The 24,610-nt window shown below is 59.8% G+C and carries 18 protein-coding genes; 4 read left to right on the top strand and 14 right to left on the bottom strand.

The window, feature by feature from the left end; genetic code table 11:
• Nucleotide 1: 1 nt before the first annotated feature.
• Together FFI16_RS15855 and FFI16_RS15850 are read right to left on the bottom strand one after the other, a co-directional pair.
• A complete protein-coding gene (locus FFI16_RS15855; protein WP_138817400.1) occupies nt 2–4,741 on the bottom strand; it encodes an RHS repeat-associated core domain-containing protein in 4,740 nt (1,579 codons plus the stop codon).
• A 184-nt stretch (nt 4,742–4,925) separates the two neighbouring features.
• Nucleotides 4,926–5,540, bottom strand: a complete 615-nt coding sequence (locus tag FFI16_RS15850) for a LysE family translocator (RefSeq protein ID WP_138815502.1) — start codon at nt 5,538–5,540, stop codon at nt 4,926–4,928.
• A 146-nt stretch (nt 5,541–5,686) separates the two neighbouring features.
• On the opposite strand from FFI16_RS15850, the gene FFI16_RS15845 reads away from it, so the two are divergent.
• Nucleotides 5,687–6,772, top strand: coding sequence for a DUF1615 domain-containing protein (locus FFI16_RS15845; protein ID WP_138815503.1), 1,086 nt, complete (start codon nt 5,687–5,689; stop codon nt 6,770–6,772).
• Between the two features lie 89 nt (nt 6,773–6,861).
• On the top strand, nt 6,862–7,278 hold the full coding sequence (locus FFI16_RS15840; protein ID WP_138815504.1) for a PaaI family thioesterase: 417 nt from the start codon (nt 6,862–6,864) through the stop codon (nt 7,276–7,278).
• Nucleotides 7,279–7,406: 128 nt separating this feature from the next.
• Here the strand turns inward: FFI16_RS15840 and FFI16_RS15835 are convergent, their stop codons facing one another.
• The 3 genes from FFI16_RS15835 to FFI16_RS15825 are packed head-to-tail and all read right to left on the bottom strand — an operon-like array spanning nt 7,407 to nt 9,989.
• Nucleotides 7,407–8,588, bottom strand: coding sequence for an acetyl-CoA C-acetyltransferase (locus tag FFI16_RS15835; RefSeq protein ID WP_138815505.1), 1,182 nt, complete (start codon nt 8,586–8,588; stop codon nt 7,407–7,409).
• 11 nt (nt 8,589–8,599) lie between these two features.
• Complete coding sequence (locus FFI16_RS15830) at nt 8,600–9,259, bottom strand: CoA transferase subunit B (protein WP_138815506.1); 660 nt, start codon at nt 9,257–9,259, stop codon at nt 8,600–8,602.
• 31 nt (nt 9,260–9,290) lie between these two features.
• A complete protein-coding gene (locus FFI16_RS15825) occupies nt 9,291–9,989 on the bottom strand; it encodes a CoA transferase subunit A (protein ID WP_058420641.1) in 699 nt (232 codons plus the stop codon).
• Between the two features lie 133 nt (nt 9,990–10,122).
• On the opposite strand from FFI16_RS15825, the gene FFI16_RS15820 reads away from it, so the two are divergent.
• Entirely contained in the window at nt 10,123–11,025 is a 903-nt protein-coding gene (locus FFI16_RS15820) for a LysR family transcriptional regulator (RefSeq protein ID WP_138815507.1), read from the top strand.
• A gap of 122 nt (nt 11,026–11,147) precedes the next feature.
• On the opposite strand, the gene FFI16_RS15815 is transcribed toward FFI16_RS15820, so the two are convergent.
• The 6 genes from FFI16_RS15815 to FFI16_RS15790 all read right to left on the bottom strand — a co-directional run bounded on the left by FFI16_RS15815 (nt 11,148) and on the right by FFI16_RS15790 (nt 18,956).
• Entirely contained in the window at nt 11,148–11,477 is a 330-nt protein-coding gene (locus tag FFI16_RS15815; RefSeq protein ID WP_138815508.1) for a hypothetical protein, read from the bottom strand.
• 609 nt (nt 11,478–12,086) lie between these two features.
• The gene (locus FFI16_RS15810) at nt 12,087–12,932 is read right to left on the bottom strand and encodes an NAD-dependent protein deacetylase (RefSeq protein ID WP_138815509.1); all 846 of its coding nucleotides are present in this window, start codon (nt 12,930–12,932) and stop codon (nt 12,087–12,089) included.
• An 8-nt stretch (nt 12,933–12,940) separates the two neighbouring features.
• Nucleotides 12,941–13,381: a CBS domain-containing protein gene (locus FFI16_RS15805; protein WP_138815510.1), complete on the bottom strand. Its 441-nt coding sequence runs from the start codon at nt 13,379–13,381 to the stop codon at nt 12,941–12,943.
• Between the two features lie 132 nt (nt 13,382–13,513).
• Nucleotides 13,514–15,463, bottom strand: a complete 1,950-nt coding sequence (locus FFI16_RS15800) for a DNA topoisomerase III (protein WP_138815511.1) — start codon at nt 15,461–15,463, stop codon at nt 13,514–13,516.
• A 158-nt stretch (nt 15,464–15,621) separates the two neighbouring features.
• On the bottom strand, nt 15,622–17,244 hold the full coding sequence (locus tag FFI16_RS15795; RefSeq protein ID WP_138815512.1) for an MFS transporter: 1,623 nt from the start codon (nt 17,242–17,244) through the stop codon (nt 15,622–15,624).
• Between the two features lie 65 nt (nt 17,245–17,309).
• Nucleotides 17,310–18,956 carry a GMC family oxidoreductase gene (locus FFI16_RS15790; RefSeq protein WP_138815513.1) on the bottom strand — a complete coding sequence of 549 codons (1,647 nt, stop codon included), beginning with the start codon at nt 18,954–18,956 and terminating at the stop codon, nt 17,310–17,312.
• A 129-nt stretch (nt 18,957–19,085) separates the two neighbouring features.
• Between FFI16_RS15790 and FFI16_RS15785 the strand changes: the two genes are divergently transcribed.
• Nucleotides 19,086–19,979, top strand: coding sequence for a LysR family transcriptional regulator (locus FFI16_RS15785; RefSeq protein ID WP_138815514.1), 894 nt, complete (start codon nt 19,086–19,088; stop codon nt 19,977–19,979).
• Between the two features lie 135 nt (nt 19,980–20,114).
• Here FFI16_RS15785 and FFI16_RS15780 read toward each other — a convergent pair whose 3' ends face one another.
• The 3 genes from FFI16_RS15780 to FFI16_RS15770 form a co-directional block, all read right to left on the bottom strand.
• Nucleotides 20,115–21,974: a DUF3857 domain-containing transglutaminase family protein gene (locus FFI16_RS15780; protein WP_138817401.1), complete on the bottom strand. Its 1,860-nt coding sequence runs from the start codon at nt 21,972–21,974 to the stop codon at nt 20,115–20,117.
• A gap of 165 nt (nt 21,975–22,139) precedes the next feature.
• Nucleotides 22,140–23,240, bottom strand: a complete 1,101-nt coding sequence (locus FFI16_RS15775) for a DNA alkylation repair protein (protein WP_138815515.1) — start codon at nt 23,238–23,240, stop codon at nt 22,140–22,142.
• Nucleotides 23,241–23,254: 14 nt separating this feature from the next.
• Entirely contained in the window at nt 23,255–24,601 is a 1,347-nt protein-coding gene (locus FFI16_RS15770) for a glutamine synthetase family protein (protein WP_138815516.1), read from the bottom strand.
• Between the last annotated feature and the right edge of the window lie 9 nt (nt 24,602–24,610).

The following is a 24,610-nucleotide window of genomic DNA, read 5'->3' as shown; positions in this document are numbered from 1 at the left end:
GTTATTTCCTATTTGGGTTTGGAATTGAGTAACCTATGTAGCTTCCATCGGCCTTTACTGGTGTGGCGCCTAGAATATCCTCTGAATTTATTTTGTGGTGGATGGCAAATTCTTTTTCTTTTGGATAAGGTGTTTGCTTTCCTAACTCTAAATTTATATCGTGGCCCTCAATGCTTTTGAGTGTGTATAAGTAACCTTTTTTAGTGCCGTAACTTGTGGCGAACATAATCCCTACCGTCCGCGAAGGTGAAGTGCTTATGAAGTTACTTGCAGGGTCATTACTGTCAACTGCGTGCAAGTATAGGTCCTCACTGTCTCCTTTGCTCTTAAACCCATTTTTGAATACCTCGTCAGGTGATGCTTTATCTCCACGAAAAAGATAGTCTTCATTTTCCTGAGGAGTGGGCGGTCCAGGTTCTATTTTCTTTATAGAGGCTTGTTCAGCGGTATCATCAATGCTTAGTGAAGGTTTGCAGCCGCTGTTTTCAGGGCACGTGTTCAAACCTAGCGGATCCACCCAACCAGTAGGATTGAGCACGTACCGGTAAGCATTAATCCCACCCGCCAGCTTCACCGGGTCCGGCGTCAGGTAACGACCAATATCTGGATTGTAGTAGCGATGGCGGTTGTAGTGCAGCCCGCTTTCCGCATCGAAATATTGGCCCTGGAAGCGCAACGGGTTGTCGATTTTCCTGATGTCTAGGCGGGCGATTTCACCGTATGCGCGGTAGTGTGCGGACCAGACGATTTCGCCTTCGGGGTTTGTGAGTTCCTGCGGCGTGCCGAGGTGGTCGAGTTGGTAGTGGAAGGGCTTTGTTGCTTGTGGGCCAAAACCTTCCAGCAGTGCCAACGGGCGAAAACTGTCTGGCTCGTAGAGGTAGCTGCGATGCCGATCCGCGTGGTGTTCAGCTACCAGCTTGTCGCCTTGCCAGAAAAACTCCGTGGTTTTCCCGTCCACCGTTTTGCTGATCCGCCGCCCAAACGGGTCATAGCGATAGCTGGCGGTTTGCCCGTTAGGCTGGGTAATACCTATCAACCGATGCTGGCAGTCGTAGCGGTACTCAGTAATCAGCTGATGACCCTTGCCACGCCGCTGGCGGATTAAATTGCCGAAGGCATCGTAGTCGTAGTGATGATCGCCTTGGATCATCAACCGATTCCCCGCCACGATGTCCGGGCCTGGGCGGTCTTGCATCAGCAGGTTGCCAGCCGGGTCGTGGCCGAAGCGCTCCTGCACGTCTTGCGAGTGGTCGGCGCGGGTCAGGCGGGCGAGGGGGTCGTAGTGGTAGTGGTGTTCGCCTTTGCGGGTGTCGAGCAGGCGGGTGAGGTTGCCGGTGGTGTCGTAGTCGTATTGGCGTTGGTAAAGGGTGTGTTGCTGCTGGCTGACCGCGTGGGCGTGCAGGCGGTTTTGGTCGTCGTAGTGGTAGTGGCTGAGGAGCTGGCCTTGTTGGCGTTGGTGTTCGCGGCCGGTTTTGAACAGGTGCGAGGTGAGGGTTTCGCCGTTCAGTTCGACGGTGGAAAGGTGGCCGCCTTTGTCGTGGTTGAACACCAGCCGGTTATTGTCGGGCAGGCGTAGGTTGTGCAGTTGCCCGCAGGCGTCATAGCCGTAGCGCAAGCTGCCCCAGCCCTGGTGTTCGGCGGTGAGGCGGTTTTGTAGGTCGTATTCGTAGGCCAGCGCCCAGTGGCCGTCGTCGACGCTGAGGAGATTGCCTTGGCGGTCGTAGGCATAGTCGACAATGTTGCCGTCTGGCAGGGTTTTTCTTACGAGGCGCCCGGCGTGGTCTCGCTCGTAGTGGGTTACGAGCTGACTGCCGTCGTCGCCGTGTTCGGTTTTTTCCGTCAGGTAGCCGTTTAGGTCATACACGTAAGCCGTGCGCTGGCCGTCAAAGCCGATTTCCTGCTGGATCAGGCCGTTGGGGTGGTAATCGAGCCGGTAGGTTTCGCCTACCTCGTTTTCGATTGAAGTCAGCAGCAGGCGTGCATTGTCGTAGCGGTACTTGACCTGGCTGCCGTCGGCATTGATACGGCGGCTGATCAAGTGCAGGCCGTCGGCGTATTCGTAGCGGGTGACGTGGCCGAGTTCGTCGTGTTCGGCGGTGATTTTTCCGTAGGCGTTGTAGCTGTATTCGCGTGTTGCGCCGCCTGGAAGTACGACGCGAATCAACCGATCCACGCTGTCCCACTGATACTGGGTCAGCGCTCCCTGTTCATCCTCGCGGGCAACCTGTCGCCCAACGTCGTTATAGCGATAACGCTTGATACCCCCATTGGGCAGCAGCTCCTCAAGCAGCTGCCCACGCTCATTCCACACCAGCCGATGGCAACTGTTGTCGGGAAACCAAACCCCCGTCAGTTGCCCATATTTGTTGTAGCTGTAGTCCGTGACATTGCCGCCAGGATCGGTTTTACGAATGACGTCGCCCTGATCGTTACGCTCGTATTTCCAGACGGCGAGCCCACGCCTTACGACCCGTACGAACCCGTTGTCATGCTCGTAGGACGTCGGCTCATCGTCCCCCGGAAACAGCGCCACCAAACGTCCGGCTTCGTCGTACTGGTACGCCGTCACCGCCCCAAGCGGATCCTGCTCGACCGTCAGCCGGCCCTTATCGTCATAAGATTTGAAGTGCTCAGCACCGTCCGGATCAATGCGCTGCACCAGCCGCGCACGGTCATCGTGAACATAGACTTCCCGGCTGCCATCAGCGTTATGCACCGTGACACGGCCGTCATCCCCCCAGGCGTACCGCGTATCCATCTGCGAAAAGCTGGCCCAGTGCCGAACACACCGCGCCGCCTTGCCAGTCCGTTCCCATTCCCAAAAGAAACTCGTCCCACCGGCCAACCCACGCTCAAGAATGACGTGCTGCTCGTTGTAGCGATAAACCTCGCTTTCACCCACAGCATTGGTCGCAGAAACCAGTCGGCCAAGATCGTCATAGGCGTAGGAAACAACTTTCTGCTCGGTGACCCACTCAAACGGCTCGTGCCCTTTGGCGCGATGAACCTGATAGTCCACCGCCACAATGCGGCCCGCCTCATAACGCAGAAACAGCGAGCGACCCACACCGTTATCCAGCCGCTCAACCCGCCCCAAACGATCACGAAAAACCCGCAACCGGTTGTCATACGCATCGCTGATGGCAACCAGCACGCCATCGTGAAAGTGATAGAACCGCGACGCCTGGGCCAGCACCAGTTCATCGGGCAAGTCGCCCAAATAGATCGCCGCTTCAGCCAAGCTATTGGTAATCGCCGGTCGAGCAGCGGTAGGCAACGGAAACTCGGTACGGCGATTCTCATGATCGGTCCACACCACCGAATCACCGGAAACAGAAAGCCTGTGCGCCAGCGAATGGCTCCAGCCAAACCCCAACCCGCAGTCCACTTCCACCGCACTGGTGCGATACAACCGCGTCCACTCGAACGGCAAAACCCCGTCCAGGGTGCCGTCGGTAAGTGTCAGTAATTCCTCGCCGGTGACCATCGACACCGGGCAGCCGTTGGTAACGGTTTTGTCCGCAGGTGCCGCCGCATCGCCATTGAGGTTCTTGCCAGAAGCTGGCAAATCATCCACAGGTTCCTGGCGCACCAACGCGGTCTGCTGCGTCTTGCCGCGCACCGCCGGCACCGGGTTGGCAACCAACTGATCCCCAGCTTTCAACGGCGCAACCGGCACGGTCTTGATTGGCGTCGGGGCACTGCTCAGCAACAAGGGCTTGGCGACCGCCGCATGTGGCACCAACGTCGGCCCCACAAGCTGTTTTGCCAGCAACTCGAGCAAATTCCGAGCCCGTCCAGACTTGATGTGTGCGAGCGCCTGGGTGCCCAGGCGCACTGCTACGCCCATGCCCGCCGTCGCCCTAATCAACAGCAAGTTGATCAACACCTCGCCGGTGATTTCGCCCATCAGTTCCTGCATGTCTTGCGGCGGCAGCAGGCGCATCCAGCTGACCATTGCCGACACGTAAATGAACAACAGCGGCTCATCGCTGAGTACCAGCAGGCCGTTGACGATCGCGTCGTTGCTGAGTGTCAGCAGCTCATCAAGCTCGGCTTGGGAGATGTACTTCAGCAGCTTCTCGCTGTTGGGCTTGATGTCCGCCAACAGGTCATACAGCTGCGTTAAATTGTCCCAAAGGGTGTAGAGCGCCGTGCCCATGCCATTGAGAGCCGCCTTCTCCAGCATCCTGCGTTGATCAAGCGGTTTGGCGTCGGTATAAATTCTCCACTGCGCTTGGAAGGTGTCGTTCCACTCTTTACGCAGGCGCTCTTCCAACCCCGCAATCACTGACTGATAAGACGCGTACAGTGCCTTGACGTGATCTTTGGAAACATCGGGATAAAAACTGATTCGGTACGATTGATTACGATCACACTCGGTGATTTCGAGAATGCCGCTGGGGCCGATGGTGTGGTGGATCGGCTCGCCCAATGGGCCGCCGCTGGGATCCACGCGTTGCAGCACCACCGGTGTGTTGCCAATGGGCACAAAACGCGTGCTTTGGAACATATGCACCAGGGTCAACGTGCCATTGGCCTGGCACGTGGCAACGGTGCTACTGGGAATGATGGAGCGGTTAATCGGGGCGACCAGCGCCACCTCATCCCCGACCTTGAACACCTGCTCGACATCCAGCGCCGAGAAGCTCCAGAGGCTCGACGCCCATTCGTCAAAGGTATTCAGGCAATCGCGAAAATCACGGAAGACGCTTTCAACGTCGACCGTCTTCACGTCCATTGGGGTCAGGGCCAGCCTGCCAATGGCCGGGTTCAAGCGGTAGCCCCTTTGGCCCGGGCTCTAACGAACAAAACCATCTGCAATCCCTCGCACTGTGTGATCAGGCGAAGGACTTTGCAGCGGTTTTCAGGAGGGATCTGTAGAGCTTATCCGGGTACTGGGTAGGAGGTTTCGCTAGTTCTTGTCAGCGCTGCGCAAAGGCCAGGTTCAACCCCAGCCCCGCAAAGGCTGCGGCAAAACTGCGGCGCAACCAATTCTGTACCCGTGGCGACTCGATCACGGCACGGCGAAACACATTGGCCAGCAGGCCATACACCACAAACACCGTAAACGTCATCGCCATGAATACGCCACTTAGTACCAGCATCTGCACAGCGGGCGCCGTGCTGCCGGGGGTGACGAATTGCGGCAGGAAGGCCAGGAAGAAAATGGTCAGTTTAGGGTTGAGAATATTCAGCAGAAAGCCGCGCAGCATCAGGCTGCGTGCAGTCGCGACCGCCGGGGTGTCGCTCATGGCGAAGGCCGAGCGGTCGCGCCACGTGGCATAGGCCAGATACAAAAGATAGGCCGCCCCAGCGAATTTCAACGCCTCAAAGGCCAGGGCGCTGGTGTGCAGCAGGGCGGAAAGGCCCAATATGGACGCGAGCAAGTGGGGAATGATCCCGGCAGTACAACCCAAAGCGGCAAACAGGCTGGCACGCTTGCCGGCAGTGAGGCCGGTGGACACGGTAAAGATCACGCCAGTGCCGGGGATCAGCACGACGATCAGGCAGGTGACGAGGAAGTTCAGGCTGAGCATGGCATTCAAACTCCTTGTACGAATGGTCGATGACCGATCCTGTCACGTTCAGTGATAACTGGCGAGTGCAGCAGGTCGGCGAACCCCGGTTAGACTTACCTGTCGATATCCGCACAACCCGGCCCGTCGTTATTCAAGGAAGCCCCATGTATTCAAGCCGCCTGATCCTGTGCCTAACCACCTTGCTGGTGCTGGCCGGTTGCTCCACCCCACGCGGCCCGCAGCAGCCTGAGCGCAGCGAGGCCGAGGTGAAGGCGCAGATTGTGCGGCTGTTACCGGCCACGGTGGCGGACCGCAACGGCTGGGCCACAGACATCTACACCGCCTTCGACACTCAGAAAATCTACCCCAGCAGCGAAAATATCTGCGCCGTGCTGGCGGTGACCGAGCAAGAGTCCACCTACCAGGTAGACCCGCCGGTGCCGAACATGGGCAAGATCGCCCAGGATGAAATCCTGCGCCGCGCCGGCAAGGTCCATGTGCCGGCCTTTGTGGTGCGCACCACGCTGCAATTGCGATCGCCCACCGGCAAGACCTACGCCCAGCGCCTCAGTGCCGCACGCACAGAGAAGGACTTGAGCGGCATTTTTGACGATTTCATCAGCATGGTGCCCCTGGGTAATACCTTGTTCGGCGGCTTCAACCCGGTACACACCGCTGGCCCCATGCAGGTCAGCATCGACTTTGCCCAGCAACACGCCCGCGATTATCCCTACACCGTGGATGGCACGATTCGTCGTGAAGTCTTCACCCGTCGTGGCGGCATGTACTTCGGCATTACGCACCTGCTCGGTTACCCGGTGAGCTACGACCAGCCGTTGTACCGCTTTGCCGATTTCAACGCGGGGTGGTATGCCAGCCGCAACGCCGCGTTCCAGGCCGCTGTCAGCCGAGTCAGCGGCACCGAGCTGGCGCTGGATGGGGATCTGATTCGTTATGGCTCACTGTTGCCCGGCACCACCGAGTTGGCGGTGCGTTCCCTGGGCGCGAAGCTGGATATGCGCAACCCCAGCATCCGCAGCCAGCTGGAAAAGGGTGAGCAGTTCGATTTTGAGGAAACCACCCTCTATAAACGCGTCTTTGCCTTGGCCGACAAGGCTGGCGGCAAGCCGGTGCCGCGCGCGATTTTGCCGGGCATCGTGCTCAAGAGTCCGAAGATCACCCGCAACCTCACCACCGCGTGGTTTGCCAAGCGCGTGGATGAGCGCTATCAGCGTTGCATGAAGCGCTAGCTGATTGTTGATCATTGGCTTGGCTGATCTTGATGGCGGTCTTGGGGAGGCTGGGGTACACCTCGTGTTTTGGCCAAGGAAGAACTGCCATGATCAGTCACACCGTGCCCGAAGGCTTTGTCTCGCTGCCACGCAGCAGCCCGTTGCTCGACCTGTTAGGTCCGGCGTATTGCCGGGGTGAAGGGTTGCAACTGGAAATCGGCCTGCGTGCCGACAACCGCCACGCCAATGGACGCGGCACGGTGCACGGTGGTGTGTTGGCAACCCTGGCGGATGTCGGTATGGGCTATGCGATGGCGTTTTCCAGTGAGCCGCCGTTACCGTTGATAACCGCGAGCATGACGCTGGACTACCTGGGTGCCGTGCAGGTGGGGGAGTGGATTGTGGTGCGGTTGGAACACCACAAGCGTGGCCGGCAGATGGCGTTTGCCACCGTGAGCCTGCAAGTAGGCGATAAGGTGGTGGCACGGGCGAATGCGGTGTTTGCGGTGCCTCATTCTCACTGACAGTGAAGATCAAATGTGGGAGCTGGTTTGCCAGCTCCCACATAAGTATTGTGTTTTTTCAGGAAAACCGGGCAAAGAAAAGGCCCGATTTTCGTGGAATCGAGCCTTTTCTCGTGTTGCTCTTTAGATCAACTGCGCTCGAGCGCCAGGGCTACGCCTTGGCCGCCACCGATGCACAAGGTGGCCAGGCCTTTCTTGGCATCGCGCTTGATCATTTCATGCAGCAGGGTCACCAGCACGCGGCAACCTGAGGCGCCGATCGGGTGGCCGATGGCGATGGCGCCGCCATTAACGTTGACCTTGTTCGCATCCCATTCCAGCTCTTTGCCCACCGCCAAAGATTGCGCGGCAAAGGCTTCGTTGGCTTCGATCAGGTCCAGGTCGCCCAGGCTCCAACCGGCTTTGTCCAGGCAGCGGCGCGTGGCCGAGACCGGGCCGATGCCCATGATCGCAGGGTCCACGCCAGCGTTGGCGTAGCTGGCGATACGCGCCAGCACCGGCAGGCCGAGGGCCTTGGCTTTTTCGGCGCTCATCAACAAGACGGCGGCGGCGCCGTCATTGAGGCTGGAGGCGTTGCCGGCGGTCACGCTGCCGTCTTTCTTGAACGCGGGCTTGAGCTTGGCCAGCGACTCGGCTGTGGTGCCGGCGCGCGGTTGCTCATCCACGGCAAAGGCCACCGGGTCGCCCTTGCGCTGTGGGATCAGGATAGGGGTGATCTCATCGACAAACCGGCCGGCTTCGATAGCGGCGGCGGCTTTCTGCTGGGAGGCGGCGGCGAAGGCGTCCTGGGCTTCACGGCTGATGCCGTACTTGTCCACCAGGTTCTCGGCGGTGATGCCCATGTGGTAGTCGTTAAACGCATCCCACAGGCCGTCAGTGATCATGCTGTCGAGCATCTTGGCGTGACCCATGCGCAAACCCGTGCGCGCAGCGGGTAATACGTACGGCGCCAGGCTCATGTTCTCCATGCCACCAGCGATGATCACATCGGCGTCACCACAGCGGATGGCCTGGGCGCCGAGGTGCAGGGCTTTGAGGCCCGAGCCGCAGACCTTGTTCAGGGTCATGGCCGGCACGGCATGGGGCAGGCCAGCCAGAATCGAGGCCTGGCGCGCCGGGTTCTGGCCGCTGCCTGCGGTCAGTACCTGGCCGAGGATCACTTCATCGACTTGAGCCGGGTCCAGGCCGGTCTGCTCCAGCAGGCGACGGATCACGGCCGCGCCCAACTCCGGTGCCGGGATGCTGGCCAGCGCTCCTTGAAAGCTGCCCACGGCGGTGCGGGTGGCAGCAACAATCACGACGTCTTGCATGGAATCTGTCCTCACTGGAAGTGCATTTCTGGAACGTGGTCCGGGACGATCAGTTTACCGGCGGTCTTGCTCACAATCTCTTCAACGCTGACGCCAGGTGCGCGTTCCTTGAGGACAAAAGCGCCATTTTCGATTTCCAGGTACGCAAGGTCAGTCAGCACGCGCTTTATGCACTTGGCGCCGGTCAGCGGCAGGCTGCATTGGCTGAGCAGTTTGGACTCACCGTCCTTGGACGCGTGGGTCATGATCACGATGATGTTTTCTGCACCGGCCACCAGGTCCATGGCGCCGCCCATGCCCTTGACCAGCTTGCCGGGGATCATCCACGACGCAATGTTGCCCTGCACGTCCACTTCAAATGCGCCGAGCACGGTGAGGTCGACATGCCCGCCGCGAATCATTGCGAAGGACTCGGCAGAGGAGAAGATCGAGGCGCCGATGCGCGCCGTCACGGTTTGTTTGCCGGCGTTGATCATGTCGGCATCGATGGTTTCTTCGGTCGGAAACGGGCCCATGCCAAGCAGGCCGTTTTCCGATTGCAGCATCACTTCCATGCCATCGGGGATGTAGTTGGCCACCAGGGTCGGGATACCGATGCCGAGGTTGACGTAGAAACCGTCCTGCATTTCGCGGGCGACGCGTTGAGCCATTTGTTCGCGGGTAAGGGCCATGTGTTGTCTCCTTATTATTTGGGCTGGCGGATTATTTGCGGACGGTGCGCTGTTCGATGCGCTTCTCGAAGGTGCCGCAAATGACTCGGTCGACGTAGATGCCTGGGGTGTGGATCTGCGCCGGGTCCAGCTCACCCGGTTCGACGATTTCTTCAACTTCGACCACGGTGATCTTGCCCGCAGTAGCCGCCAGCGGGTTGAAGTTCTGCGCAGTATGGCGGTAGATGACGTTGCCGAAGTGGTCGGCTTTCCAGCCTTTGACAATGGCGAAGTCGCCGGTGATGGACTCTTCCATCAGGTACGGGCGACCGTTGAACTCGCGGGTTTCCTTGCCTTCGGCCACCGGAGTGCCGACGCCGGTGGCGGTGAAGAAGGCCGGGATGCCGGCACCGCCTGCGCGCATTTTTTCGGCCAGGGTACCTTGGGGCGTGAGCACCACTTCGATTTCACCGCTGAGCAGTTGCTTCTCGAACAGCGCGTTTTCACCGACGTAGGAGGCGATTACCTTGCTGATCTGCTTTTCTTCCAGCAATACGCCCAGGCCAAACCCGTCGACGCCGCAGTTATTGGAAACCACGGTCAGGTCACGGGTCCCTTTGCGCTTGATCTCGGCGATGAGGTTTTCTGGAATGCCGCACAGGCCAAAACCACCGGAGAGTACGGTCATGCCGTCTTCCAGGCCTGCCAGTGCTTCTTCATAGGACGCCACGCGTTTATCGAAACCTGCCATATGCACCTCTTTTATTGTGTGTGGGCCAGCCAATGAACTGAGTGTTGCGCCGACGGATTGATTTGTTAAGTTGTTTTTTAAGGTTGATTGATTTAGAAAACAGCATAGTCCAATCGCGACCCGGAGCAGCCTCATGACCGTCAAACAGATGCGTGCCTTTCTCGCCGTGGCCCAAAGCCTGAGTTTTGCCGCGGCCTGCGAGCGCCTGCACCTTTCCCAGTCGGCGCTGAGCCTGACCATCAAGGGCTTGGAAGAAGGCCTGGGTGGCCGCCTGTTCAGCCGTAATACCCGCAACGTTGCACTGACGCCTGAAGGTGAATCGCTGCTGCCGTTGGCGCGCCGGCTGATTGCCGACTGGGACAACGCCGAAGATGAGCTGCGTCAGCGTTTCACCCTGCAGCGGGGCCGCGTCACCGTGGCGGCGATGCCGTCGTTTGCGGGCAACCTGCTGCCACCGATCCTGAAGATATTCCGCGCGCGTTACCCGCAGGTGAATGTAACGGTGCACGACCTGATCAATGAACAGGTGCTGGAAATGGTCCGCGATCGCCAGGTGGAACTGGGCGTGGCGTTCGAGCCGTCCGAAGGCTCGTCACTGGCATTCACGCCTTTATACCTGGACCGGTTTATTGCGGTGGTGCCCGGTGATTCGCCCCTGGCGCAGCGTACCGAAGTCGACTGGAAAACCCTGTTGGAACACCCCTTCATCACCCTGCAACGGCCCTCGACGGTGCGTGTGATGCTGGAGGAGCATCTCGGGGCGTTGCAGATGAAATTGCCGGTGGCGTTGGAAAGTCATCAATTGGCCACGGTCGGCAAGATGGTTGCCAGTGGCCTGGGTGTCAGCGCCGTGCCGGCGCTATGCGCACGCCAGATGGAGGAGGCGGGCGCCCATTGCATCACCTTGAGTGCCCCGGTCATCGAGCGGCCGATTGGCGTGCTCACCAAACCTGGGCATGAGTTGTCGGCGGCGGCGCAGGTGTTGTTTGATATTTTCCGCGATGAAGCGGCAAAAGGGCGCTTTCCAACTTTTTGAGCGTGCCACAAAACAAATGTGGGAGCTGGCTTGCCTGCGATAGCTAGTTAACATTCAACAAAGGTGTTGGCAGTTAAACCGTTATCGCAAACAAACCAGCTCCCACAGTGGGCAAGTTTTACTTAGTAGTAGCGGTCGATCACTTTAACTTGCGAGTTATCCTTAAAAGATGCCCAGGCATTGTTAAGCGTGTCGAACACTTGCTCAATGAAGTTTCGATCGGCCGCCGCTTTCTTGCCGACATAACCCTGGCCGCGGCGGTACATCTTCAGGCGCGCCGCCAGTTCACGGTGAGTGCGGTCGAACTCGGCTTCTTCGGTGTGGGGCGCCAGGCAGTCAATTTTGACTTCGCCCGATTTGCCAATCCACAGGATATGGTCGTCGAGTTTGTCTTTTTGCGCTGCGAACATCTCAGCCAATTCATCGATAGTTGGTTGGTTGTTCAGATTCATGTGTAAGCCCCTTGACCAGTTGGCGATCTATCAGTTGGTTCGTTAAAACTGCTTAGTTGTCTCCGGTTCCGAAAACCGGGCGTCAGTAACGGTCTGCCGAATACGGGCAGGGTCTTGAACCTGATGCATGTAGTCTTGCTGATGAACGGCTACGCGATGGTTTCATCGCGAAGACAAGCAGCGTTTGAGCTCCTTGTACCGATCCTTGCGGACCGGTCAGCTTCATCAAGCTGCCTTGTGGGCAGTGCACATCCGGAAAAAACAGCTCGGCGGTCAGACGAGCTTGTTCAAAACGCGTGTTACCAACGCTCCCGATCCGGGAGACGTCTCGATAATGCAAGGACAAAAAGGTTACGTCAACGGTTATGTAGTGATTTTTTTTGCTCACTACATAAATCGCTGTGGGGACGGGAGAATGCGGGAAAACGTGACTTGGGCGTCATTTTTCGTGCGCTGGGTCGCGGTGGGCGCAATGGCCAAATCAACACAGAACCCTTGTGGGAGCGGGCTTGCTCGCGAATGCGGTGGGTCAGTTAAAAAATGTTGAACTGACCCACCGCATTCGCGAGCAAGCCCGCTCCCACATTTTGATTTGCAGTGTGACTACTGTTATCCCAGTCGCTCGGCCAGCAGAGGCAACAACCGCTCGCATGACGCCTCGATTTTCACCTGCAACAGCTCATCCCCACGGGTCTTGCCCAGGTTGATGGCGATTACCGGCTTGCCTTGCTCCACCATCGCTTTGCACAGGCGAAACGCCGAATAGGCCATCAGCGATGACCCCACCACCAGCAGCCCGTCTGCATGCTCCACGGCGGCCATGGCCCTGGCTGCTGTAGCCGCTGCCACATTCTCGCCAAAAAACACAACGTCTGGCTTTAGCCGTTCGCCATTGCAATGGGGGCAGCGCGGAACCTGGAAGCGTTCTTCAAAGGTCGGATCGAGCAGGGTGTCACCGTCGGGCGCCTGCACCGCGTGGACCTGCATCAGGTAAGGATTGTCGATTTCCATCTGCCGCTGAATCACATCGCGGGTACTGCGCTGCTGGCAGTCCAGGCACAGCACACGGTGCAGGCTGCCATGCAGTTCGATCACATCATGGCTGCCGGCCTGATCATGCAAGGTATCGACGTTTTGCGTGATCAGCCCGCTGATGCATTCGCGTTGCTGCAGCGTGGCCAGTGCCCGATGAGCCTGGTTCGGCTGCGCAATACGCACCCGTGGCCAGCCCAGCATGGCGCGTGCCCAATAGCGGCGACGCGCCTGCGCGGTGGCGAGGAATTCCTGGTACATCATCGGCGCCTTGCCACGGCGCACGCCTTCGCTGTCGCGATAATCCGGGATGCCCGATGACGTGCTGATACCTGCACCGGTCAAGACCAAAAAGCGTCGTTCAGCCATGGCCCGGTACAGGGTGTCGAGGTGGTCTTGCTGATGGTCCAGCGTATCGAGCATGGGTTCCCCTATTCGCCGCGGATGTACTGCTCCAGCTGTTTGATCAGGTCAGCCTGTTCGGCAATGGCCTCTTTTACCAGGTCGCCGATGGACAGCAGGCCCAGCAGTTTGCCGTCTTCGACCACGGGCAGGTGGCGCAGGTGACTGTCGGTCATGATGTTCATGCATTCTTCGACACTTTTGTGGGTATCCACGGTGATCACTGGCGAACTCATCACCTCATGGACTTTTGTAGTGACCGAAGAAAGCCCCTTGAGCATGATTTTGCGGGCGTAATCACGTTCGCTGATGATCCCGACAACCGAACCCTCCTTGACCACCGGCAAGGCTCCGACGTTTTTCTCTGACATCCGCACCAGCGCCTCAAATACCGTGTGGTCCCATTGAATGGTATGGACGTCCTGGTTCTTCTGGTCCTTGGCTTTGAGCAGTTGTGCAACGGTTTTCATGGCGGCCACTCCGGTGTTGTTGTTAGGAAGTCAGCGAGTCCCCTACAGAATCCTAGACGGGCTACAGCGCCGCAAGGCCCAAAGCGGCGTTAAACCCGTCGAAAAACGTCATTCGCCGGATTATTTCGCGATTTAGCCGGCACTTTTCGGTTTTTTCGCTCGCTTTGGAGCGCCTGTGGTCTTGCGCGGCGCAGCCTTGCGTTTGTTTTTCCACGGCGTAGCGCCTCGGCCTGCCGGGCTGGCTGGGCCGGTGATGGTCATGCGCATGCCATTGCAGCGTGCCACTTGTTTGCTCATCCAGGCCGCCTGCTTGGCGACGAATTCTTCCAGGCTCATTTCGCCGCTTTGCACCATGTCCAGCGCCTGCTCCCAGATCGCAGTGGTGCCTGGGTCGGCAATCGCCCGAGGCACCGCGTCGATCAGGCTGAACGCCGCCGGCGTGGCCGAGAGTGCCTTGCCGTTTTTGACCAGATAACCGCGGTCGAGCAAACCCTGGATGATCCCGGCGCGGGTGGCTTCAGTGCCGATGCCGGTGGTGTCCTTGAGCTTTTGCTTGAGCAGCGGGTCTTCCACCAGTTTGGCGACGTTTTTCATTGCCTTGATCAGGTCGCCCTCGGTGAACGGCTTGGGCGGCTGGGTCCACAGGTCTTTGAGGTTGACCTTGGCCACCGCGTAATCCTGGCCTTGCACCAAGGTCGGCAGGGCCTGCGGTGCGGGAGCTTCACGGCCTTTGGCAGGTGCAAGTGCCTCGGGCAGGGCGCGTTTCCAGCCCGGCTCTATGATGACTTTGCCTACCGCGCGCAAGGCTTGGCCGGCGCAGTCGAAATCCGCCTGGGTACGATCGTATTCATGGTTGGGCAGGAACTGCGCCAGGTAACGTGCGCGAATCAGCGTGTAGACCGCCCGGTGCTTGCCGGCCAGTTGCGCGACGTCCTTACCGGCACCCGTAGGAATGATGCCGTGGTGGGCGCTGACCTTGGCGTCGTTCCAGGCCCGCGAGCGGCGTTGCGGGTCGATATGCGGCATCAGCTCATTGACCGCCGCATCCGCGCGGGCCAGCGCGGCCAAAATCTTGGGTGTATCACTGTGTTGGCTGAGCGGCAGGTAGCCGCAATCACTGCGAGGGTAGGTGATGACTTTGTGGGTTTCGTACAGGGACTGCGCGATGTCCAGGGTTTCCTGGGCTCCCAGGCCAAGCTTTTTGGAGCAGATTTCCTGCAGTGTGCCGAGGTCGAAGGGCAGGGGCGCGACTTCACGCATGCGCTCGGTAAGCAGTTTGACCAGCCGGGCGCTGGCGGCGTTGGTCATCGCATCGGCCGCATCGCGAGCCAGTTGCGGGTTAAGACAGCGGCCTTGATCGTCGCAGGCATCCTCAGCGGCGCGCCATTGAGCTGTGAAGGTCATGTGGTCATGCCGCAAGTCCACATCAATGGCCCAGTAAGCCACTGGCACAAAATCGGCGATGCTGCGGTCGCGGTCCACCACCAGGCGCAAGGTCGGGGTTTGCACGCGGCCCACCGGCAATACGCCTTGATAGCCGGATTGGCGCCCGAGCAAGGTAAACAAGCGACTCATGTTCATGCCGATCAGCCAGTCGGCGCGTGAGCGGCCGAGGGCCGAGTGATACAGGCTGAAGGTTTCGGCGCCGGGTTTGAGGGCGGCGAGGGCTTTGCGAATGGAGGCATCATCCAGAGCCGACAGCCACAAGCGCTGGATCGGCCCGCGATAGCGGCAATGTTCTACCAGCTCACGGGCGATCATCTCGCCTTCGCGGTCGGCGTCGGTGGCGATCACCAGTTCCTGGGCTTCCCCGAGCAAACGCTTGACGGCCTTGAACTGGCTGGCGGTCTTGGGCTTGACCAGCATCTTCCATTTTTCCGGCACGATCGGCAGGTCGGCCAGCACCCAGCGCTTGTATTTGGCGTCGTAGGCGTCGGGCGGGGCGGTTTCCAGCAGGTGACCGATGCACCAGGTGACGGTGACCCCGTTGCCCAGCCAGCACCCGTCGCCACGCCGACTGGCACCGAGCACGGCCGCGATATCCTTGGCCTGGGAGGGTTTTTCACAGAGGTACAGCCGCATGGTCATCACATCAGATCGGGTTGATGCCTTGCAGGATGCTCAGTCGAAGGCAATTGAGCAACCATTATCTGTATGGATGTACAGCTGTAAGTTTCAAGCTGCAAGCTTCAAGTAGAAGCCGATCAGCTTTTACCTGGCGCTTGCAGCTTGCAGCTGACTCAATTGTTATTGATGTCTACGTCCTTGGTTTCCTTGAGGCAGAACAACCCCACAATCAAGCTCACGCCGGTCACCACCACCGGGTACCACAAGCCGTAGAAGATATCGCCGGTGTACACCACCAAGGCAAACGACACCGTTGGCAGGAACCCGCCAAACCAGCCGTTACCGATGTGGTAGGGCAGCGACATCGAGGTGTAGCGGATACGCGTCGGGAACAGTTCCACCATCAGCGCCGCCAGCGGGCCGTAGCACATGGCCGCGATCAGGATCAGCACCACGATCAGCACCACCACCATCACCTTGTTGACCTGGGCCACATCCGCCGAAGTCGGGTAGCCGGCCAGGGTCACCGCGCCGCGCAGGGCCGCCTCGTCGTAACCGTCGATGCGTACATCACCCACGCTTACCTGCACCGGGCTACCGGCTGGCGCGGCGGCGCTGCTGTATGGCAGACCTTGCTTGACCAGAAAGGTCTTGACCTTGTCGCACGGGCTGTCAAAACGCGCCTTGCCCACCGGGTCGAACTGGAAGGTGCAGGTGGCCGGGTCAGCCAATACGGTGATCGGCGCCTGGTGGCTGGCTTGGTCCATCGCCGGGTTGGTGTAGTGCGCCAGCCCTTTGAAGATCGGGAAGTACAGCGCGGTGGCCAGCAGCAAGCCGAGCATCAGCACCGGTTTGCGCCCAACCTTGTCCGACAGCCAGCCAAACAGGATGAAGAACGGCGCGCCGATCACCACGCTGATAATCAACAGCATATTGGCCAGGGCCGGGTCCATCTTCAGGAACTGTGTGAGGAAGAACAGCACATAGAACTGCGCCGCATAGAAGGTCACGGCCTGCCCGCCGTTGATGCTGAACAGCGCAATCAGCACCACCTTGAGGTTTTCCCATTTACCGAAGGATTCGCGGATCGGCGACTTGCTGGCCTTGCCTTCCTCTTTCATCTTCAGGAATGCCGGCGACTCATGCAGGCTCATGCGGATCCAGGTGGAAATACCCAGCAGCACAATCGAGAACAGGAACGGAATGCGCCAGCCCCACACCTCGAACTGGTCGCCGGTGAAGTAACGGCAAGCCAGCACTACCAGCAGCGACAGCAGCAGGCCCAGGGTGGCGGTGGATTGAATCCAGCTGGTGTGCAGGCCGCGTTTACCAGCCGGTGCATGCTCGGCCACATAGGTGGCTGCACCGCCATATTCACCGCCCAACGCCAGGCCTTGCAGCATGCGCAACACGATCAGGATGATCGGCGCCGCAATGCCGATGCTGGCATAGGTCGGCAACAGCCCGACACAGAAAGTCGCCACGCCCATCAGGATGATGGTGACCAAAAACGTGTACTTGCGCCCGATCATGTCGCCCAGGCGGCCGAACACCAGCGCGCCGAACGGCCGCACCACAAAACCTGCGGCAAAGGCCATTAAGGCAAAGATAAACGCCGTGGTGTCGTTGACCCCGGCAAAAAATTGCTTGCTGATCACCGCCGCCAGGGCGCCGTAGAGGAAAAAGTCGTACCACTCGAACACCGTCCCTAAAGACGAGGCGAAGATGACTTTCCTTGATTCGCTGCCGGTGCTCGCCTTGACGGCCGAACCCAGGGGTTGAGCATGTTCTGACATCGGGTATCCCTCACAGTGATTATTTATTGTTGTTCCACTGTCGGCGCCGGGTGCGGCGCCGCTATTCAGATTGCATGAACCGTTTCTCTCTGCGGGGCGAGACTCCTTGTGTTCGGCGAAAGCATCAGCTGCGCTGCCTTTTCCGCAATCATCAGTGTAGGTGAGCAGGTGTTGCCGGATGTAATGCGTGGCATCACCGAGGCATCGGCAATACGCAGGCCCGGCACGCCATGCACGCGCAGTTGCGCATCGACCACTGCGTCTTGGTCATCGCCCATGCGGCAAGTGCCCACCGGGTGGAAAATCGTCGTGCCGATACGCGCGGCGGCTTCGTGCAGTTGTTCTTCGGTTTGCAGCGAATCGCCCGGCAGGTATTCCACCGGCTTGAACTGGCTCAGGGCCGGTGCGGCGACAATGCGGCGGGTCAGGCGGATCGCGTCGGCGGCCACGCGCAAATCTTCGGGGTGGCTGAGGTAGTTGGGCCGTATCAGGGGTGCATCTGCCGGGTTGGCTGAACGGATATCAATGCGGCCACGGCTTTGCGGACGCAGGTCGCAGACCGACGCGGTAAACGCCGGGAACGCATGCAATGGCTCGCCAAAACGTTCCAATGACAGCGGTTGCACATGGTATTCAAGGTTGGCCGACGTCTGCTCCGGGCCGGAGCGGGCGAAGGCGCCGAGCTGGCTGGGCGCCATCGATAATGGGCCGCTGCGGTCATACAGGTAGCGCAGGCCCATGCCCATCTTGCCCCACACTGTGCCGGCGATCTGGTTCAAGGTGCGTGCGTTTTCCAGCTTGTAGATCAAGCGCAGTTGCAGATGATCCTGCAGGTTGCCGCCGACCCCCGGCAGTTCATGCAGCACGTTGATGCCCAAGGGCTTGAGCACAGTGGACGGGCCAATCCCCGAACGCTGCAGAATACCGGGCGAACCAACAGAACCGGCGCACAGGACGATTTCCTTGCGTGCTTTCCAGCTCACTTGCTGGCCATGCTGGCGCCCGACCACGGCCGCAGCGCGGCCGTTTTCCAGCACTACACGGTCGACTTCCACTTCGGTCAGTACGGTCAGATTAGGCCGCTGGCGGATCGGCTTGAGAAACGCCTTGGCCGCGTTCCAGCGCACCCCGGCCTTTTGGTTGACCTGGAAGTAGCCGCAACCTTCATTGTCGCCCTGGTTGAAATCGCTGATTGGCGCGATACCACTTTGCGCCGCCGCATCGCGAAAGGCATCGAGGATCGGCCAGTGCAGGCGCTGTTGCTCCACGCGCCACTCACCACCATCGCTGTGAAATTCCGAGCCGCCGGCAAAATGGTTTTCGCTCTGTTTGAACAGTGGCAGCACGTCTTTCCAGGCCCAACCGGGGTTGCCTGCGGCGGCCCAGCCGTCGTAATCCTGGGCTTGGCCGCGCATATAGATCATGCCGTTGATGGAGGAACAGCCGCCCAGCACTTTGCCGCGTGGGTAACTCAGTGCACGGCCTTGCAGGCCTTCCTGGGCTTCAGTCTTGAAGCACCAGTCGGTGCGCGGGTTGCCGATGCAGAACAGGTAACCGACGGGGATGTGGATCCAGGGGTAATTGTCGCGGCCACCGGCTTCGAGCAGCAGCACGCGGTGGGCGGGGTTGGCGGACAATCGATTAGCCAGCAGGCAGCCTGCGGGGCCGGCGCCTACGACGATGTAATCGTATTCAGCAGTTGCAATGGGCATCTGAGGTCTCGCTTGTTTTTCTTATTGGCCCCATCCTAGTTGTTAGTTTTCGTCTTAAAAATGTTAGTTTTTACCCAGCTGCTGTGCGTTTTTAAACAGCGCGGCTCAGGCTCTCGCATTGGAGGCGACATGTTCGACTGGAATGACCTGCGGTTTTTTCTAGAGTTGCAACGCAGCGGCCGCCTGCTCACCGCTGCGCAGCGCCTGAAAACCACGCACGCCACGGTGGCCCGGCATATCGAGGCCATCGAGAAAAGCCTCGGCACTGCGCTGTTCGTGCAGCATGCCCAAGGCTACGAACTGACGCCGTCCGGTGAAGCGCTGCTCAAGCACGCCGAAGCCATGGAAAACGTTGCGTTGCTGGCCGAAGACGAACTCACCCATTCGGCTGCGCCGCTGGGCAAGATCCGCCTTGGCGTGGCCGAGGGCTTGGGCGTGATGTTCCTCGCCAGCCGCATGGGCGGGCTGTTCGAGCGTTATCCGGGGCTGGAAGTGGAGCTGGTGGCGGTGCCGCGCTTTGTGAGCATTCTCAACCGCGAAGCGGAAATCAGCATCCACCTCGAACGCCCCAGCGTCGACCAACTCGTCACGCGCAAACTCACCGACTACCGCCTCGCGCTCTACGCCAGCCGCGCCTACCTTGCGCGCAACCCGCCGATCGAAAAGCGTGAAGACCTCGCCGCCCATGCCTGGATTGATTACGTGGATGATCTGCTGTTCAGCCAGGAACTCAAGTTCCTCAGCAGCTTTTGCCGCAACCCCAAAGTGGTATTCCACAGCACCAGCGTGATTGCACAACACCAGGCGGCGCGTTCGGGATTGGGCATTGCGGTGTTGCCGTGCTTCATGGCCGCTGGCGACCCGGAGCTGGTGCCATTGCTGCCGGCAGAAAGCATCCAGCGCAGCTACTGGATCAGTTCGCGCCGGGAGCTGCACAAGTCTGTGCGGTTGCGGGTGCTGTGGGATTATGTGGTGGAGTTGTGCGCGCGGGAGCAGGGTTTGCTGTTAGGCCAAACCCACTGAAGAAACCGGATAAAAAAATGTGGGAGCTGGCTTGCTCGCGAAAGCGGTGTGTCAGTCAGCAGATGTATTAACTGATCCACCGCTTTCGCGAGCAAGCCCGCTCCCACATTGGTTCTGTGTTGTGTCAGTGAGTGGTTAGAGCTTCACCACCTGATGCACCTGCTCAGCACACGCACGCGCCTCGTCGATCATCTTGCCAAACGCCTCGCTGGAAACTTCAGCATGGGTCAGCCAGCGTATTTTCTGGCTCAGGCGATAGTGATACTGCAGGCCGTCATCCGTGCGCTTGCCTTCCAGATCCAGGTCATACCACGGCGAGCGCACCTGGCAGCCGGGGATGGCTTTTGCCATCTGCCCACCGGTCAGCGTGAAGCTGTAGTCGTAGGTTTCCGGGTTACCCAGGTAAAGGTCAGCCTGTTGATCGTAGCGACGGTAGTTGATGAAACCATCCCAGCGGCCCTTGAGCGACTCGTCGGTATAAACGTAGTCGTTCGCAAGCTTTTCCAGTGCGCGCTGGTCGTTCATGCTGGCGTTGACGGTGTAGCCGTCGTGCACCACAAAGGCGGTGGGTTGGCGGGTGATTTTGCAGTCGCTGATTTCGTTGCCGAAGTTGCCGCAGATGTTCTGGTCGGTGGCGGTGGTGCCTTGCTGGCGGTCGGCGACGCTCATTTGCATCAGCGGCAGGCGGCTGAAGGTGATGGTGGCCTGGGTGGCGCCATTGCCTTGCTGGTCGAAGCGCACTTTTTTGTCCAGGCGCAGGGTGGTTTCCGGGCGTTCCAGCGGGATCTGTTCTTCGCGTACCTGGCCCTGAGCATCATTGACCAGTACCCAGCGGTCCTGGATGTCGGGCAGGGTCTGGCCGGGGGCGAACACCGGGTTGGTCGGGTCGAGCCACCACACCTGGCCATCGACTTCGGCCCGCACGATGGCGTGGTTGGCTGCATTGGTGCCGGGGATCAGCAATGCGAACGCCACGTCGCCACGGCTGACCCAGGCGGTTTCGGCCTTGATGCCGCTGGCCTTGAGCATGGCGGTCAACAGGATCGCCAGGTCTTTGCAGTCGCCATAACCATGCTGCTCGATTTCCGCCAGGTTGAACGGCACATAACCGCGCTCGGTAGCGCGCCAGTCGCCCAGGTAGCGGTAGTGATCGTTGATGTGCTGCATCAGGGCGGCGACTTGTTCCTTCGGCGCCAGGCTGCGTGCGGCGGCTACGGCAGCAGCTGCTTGCGCCGGCAGGTTGGCGCCGAGGATCTGGTTGTAACGCTGGGCGAAATCACCGAAATACGCCTGGCGGTCCAGGGCGCTGCCCACTTCCAGGCGCGGGATGCGTTGCAGCGCGGCGCTGGAGGATTCGTTGATGTAATTGAGGTAGGTCGGCTTTTTCTGCACCACGTCCAGGGTCTTGCCGTTGGCGGATGCAGTGACTTTGAAGCCGTCAAACAGCTCGCTGCGCCACTGGATTGGCCGTTCGGCAGTAAAGCGCGCTTTCACGTGGTCGCGGCGGAACGCGCTGGGGCCAAACATGAGGGCGTAGTGAAACTGGGTCACCAGCGGTTTGGCGGCGCGCCGCTCACGCACGGTGAAGCGAATTTTTGTGCCCACGCGCAGGTTCGGGAAGGCCAGGGATGTCTGCTTGTAGCGGCTGAAGCCCTGGTCCGGGTTGGGCGCGGTGCGCGTGTCGATCTGTGCGGCGTCCAGCGCGACCGGCTTGGCGCCTGGTTGGGTGGATTGCGCGCTGATCACTTCAAAGCTGTCGCCTTCGGCGTAATCGAAGTCGATGCGCGAGAGCATTTCGCGGCCGTTGGGCTTGAGGATGGTGTAGTGCTGGGTGGTAGTGCAGTCGGTGCTGGCGTCGCGGTTGAAGTGGCAGTGCAGTTCGGTGTCGCTGGCCAGCGGTGCTTCGGCCAGGGGTTGCAGGGCGGCACTGACACCGTGGGAAACCAGCCCCAGGCTCAGGGCAAGCAAGGGGCGGTGAAACGAAAAACGATACAAACGGTACGAACGGTACATTGGCGCCTCGGGTGACACAGTGGAACAACTACCCGATGGGTAGTGAGAAGGCGCCGAATGATAATGGGTCGCAACAACAAAAGCCAGAATTGTCTGACAATTAATGTGGCTGAAAGGCCCGTGCTAGAGCCTTTTGTTTGATTTGTGTCAGGGTTTTAGCAGTTCGAATTCGGCACTGGCGAGCTTTTCACCGTTTACCAGCACATGCACCCAATGTTTGCCGGGGTAGTGCTTGCGTGTGGTCAATTCACGGATATGTTGTTCGCGGCGGATGCTCTGATGTTCGCCTGCTCCGAGAGTAAAGGCCTTGAGCTTGAACACTTTGGCCGCACTGTGGCCGGCACTTTTTACGTAGTCGATGGCGTAGTCGACCACCAGCTTCTGCGCAGTGGCGCCAGTGGATTCCAGGCTGAACGACAGGCTAATGCGCTCGCCCAGGTTGATCGCCGTGGGTGTGACTTTCAGGTGGTGAATTTTTACCTCGGCCTTGGCGCCGGCGCCCATGATCGTCAGTGCGCGGGTATTGCCTTGCTTGATCAGGCTGCGCAAGGCGTGCCGGGCGATCCAGGCGGTGTGCGGGTTGTCCAGGTTCCAGCCTTCGATCAGGCTGAGCACCCAGTCCGGGTGGTCCTTGGTGATGTCGTTGAGGTGGTTGGCCACCGATTTGCGTACATACAGGCTGCTGTCGGCCTTGAGGTTATCCAGGATCGGGGCGCACAGCTGCGGGTTGGCCTGCACCTGGGCCAAGCGAAAGGACCACGGCAGGCGAGGGCGCGAGCCTTCACTGGCGAGGCGGCGCACATGTTCGTTGGCGTCCAGCGACCACTGCTGCATCTCGGCCAGGGTGCGCTCGAAGTCATTCAACAAGAACGGGCGAATCGCGAACTCGGCCGAGCCAAAAGTGGTGAGGTATTTGAGCGCGGCCATGGAGCGCTTGAAGTCACTTTGCCCGTAACTGGCCACGTAGTGCGCCAGGAACAGGCATACAAATGCACTGTTCAGGCGCGGAGCCAGGGCGTACAGCAGCTTGAGGGTTTGCGCATAATCCAGTGGGATTACCGCATGCAGGCTCTCACCGACCCGTGCCATGCGCTGCATCACCGACAACTCGGCCAGCCCGGCTTTGGCGTGCTTTAGAAAGCCTTTGGCGTCAAATGCCGGGTACACCGCCGTCATTTCACTGGCGATGTGTTGCAGGCGTTCGACGTTGAAGATTTCCTTGAGGGCCGGGGCGCTTTGGTCGGTCATCGTTGATTCCATGGCTAGAGAAACCAGCGGTATTCCCGCGCGTTAATCTCTTGTTGAAAGGCCAGGTGGTCCTGGCGTTTGTTTTCGCAGTACACGTCGATAAATTCGGCGCCCAGCTTATCGCGCAACACCGCTTGATGCTGCATGGCACGCACGGCGTCGAGCATTTCCAGGGGGAAGTCGGCGCCGCTGTTACGGTCCTCGTTCAGCGGCGCGATGGGTTCTTGCCTGGCTTCAAGGCCATGCTCCAAGCCTGCCAGGATCGCTGCCAGCACCAGGTACGGGTTGGCGTCGGCGCTGGCCAGGCGGTGTTCGATGCGCAGGTTGCGCGGGTCGGACTCGGGAATGCGCACGCAGGCGTCGCGGTCTTCAAAGCCCCAGCTGGCGCGAGTGGCCGCGTTCACGGTGCCACCCAAGCGACGGAAGGCGTTGTGGTTGGGCGAGAAGATCGGCATGCAGTGCGGCAGCAACTCCAGGCAACCGGCCACCGCGTGGCGCAGTGGTTGCTGCTGGTGCGCAGCGAGTAAGTTATTGCCCGCGCCGTCATACAGGCTGACATGCACATGCATGCCGCTGCCGGGAAATTGCAGGTAAGGCTTGGCCATAAAACTGGCGCGGTAACCGTGCTTGAGTGCCACGCCACGGGTGCTGCGGCAGAACAGCGCGGCCCAGTCGGCGGCACGCAGGCCGTCGTCGCAGTGGCCGAAGTTGATCTCGAACTGACCAGGGCCGAGTTCGGCGGTGATCACCGTGATGTCGATGCCTTGGGCCTGGGCGGTTTGGGCCATGTCGTCGAGCACTTCACTGAAGCGCGACAACCGCTCGATATGCAGGTTGGGCTGGTCGTCAGCGTCATCACTCAACGGATCGCGGGCAAATTGCGGCAGGCCGTCGTCGAGTTTTTTATCGAACAGGTAAAACTCCAGCTCAAACGCCACCACCGGGTGAATGCCCTTGTGCTGCAGGCGTTCCAACACCTTGGCCAAGACTTCACGCGGTTCGAATTCGATCGGCGCTTCGGTGCCATCCGAGGTGATCAGCATCTGCCCCAGCGGCTGCGCTTCCCAGCTCACCGGCTTGAGCGTGCCCGGCACCAGGCGGCGGTTGGCATCCGGGTCGCCGTCGTGGAAGCAATAGTCACCAATCTTGAACAGCCCGCCCTGGGCGCCCAGCAGCACGGCATTTTGCGGCAGCTTCAGCGGGCTGCCGGCGGCGACTTTTTCGAGCATCTCCACCGGGTAGCGCTTGCCGTAGAAATGCCCGGGGATGTCCAGGGCGATCAGGTCGACGTAACGCACCTCGGGGTGGTTCTGGCGAAAGGTCCGTACTTCGGCCAGCAACGTGGAGGGTTGGCTTTTCACGGGTGTTGC

It is taken from the genome of Pseudomonas sp. KBS0710 (genome assembly GCF_005938045.2).
Classification (GTDB): Bacteria; Pseudomonadota; Gammaproteobacteria; order Pseudomonadales; family Pseudomonadaceae; genus Aquipseudomonas.
This window is presented reverse-complemented; position numbering and strand designations above follow the sequence as displayed.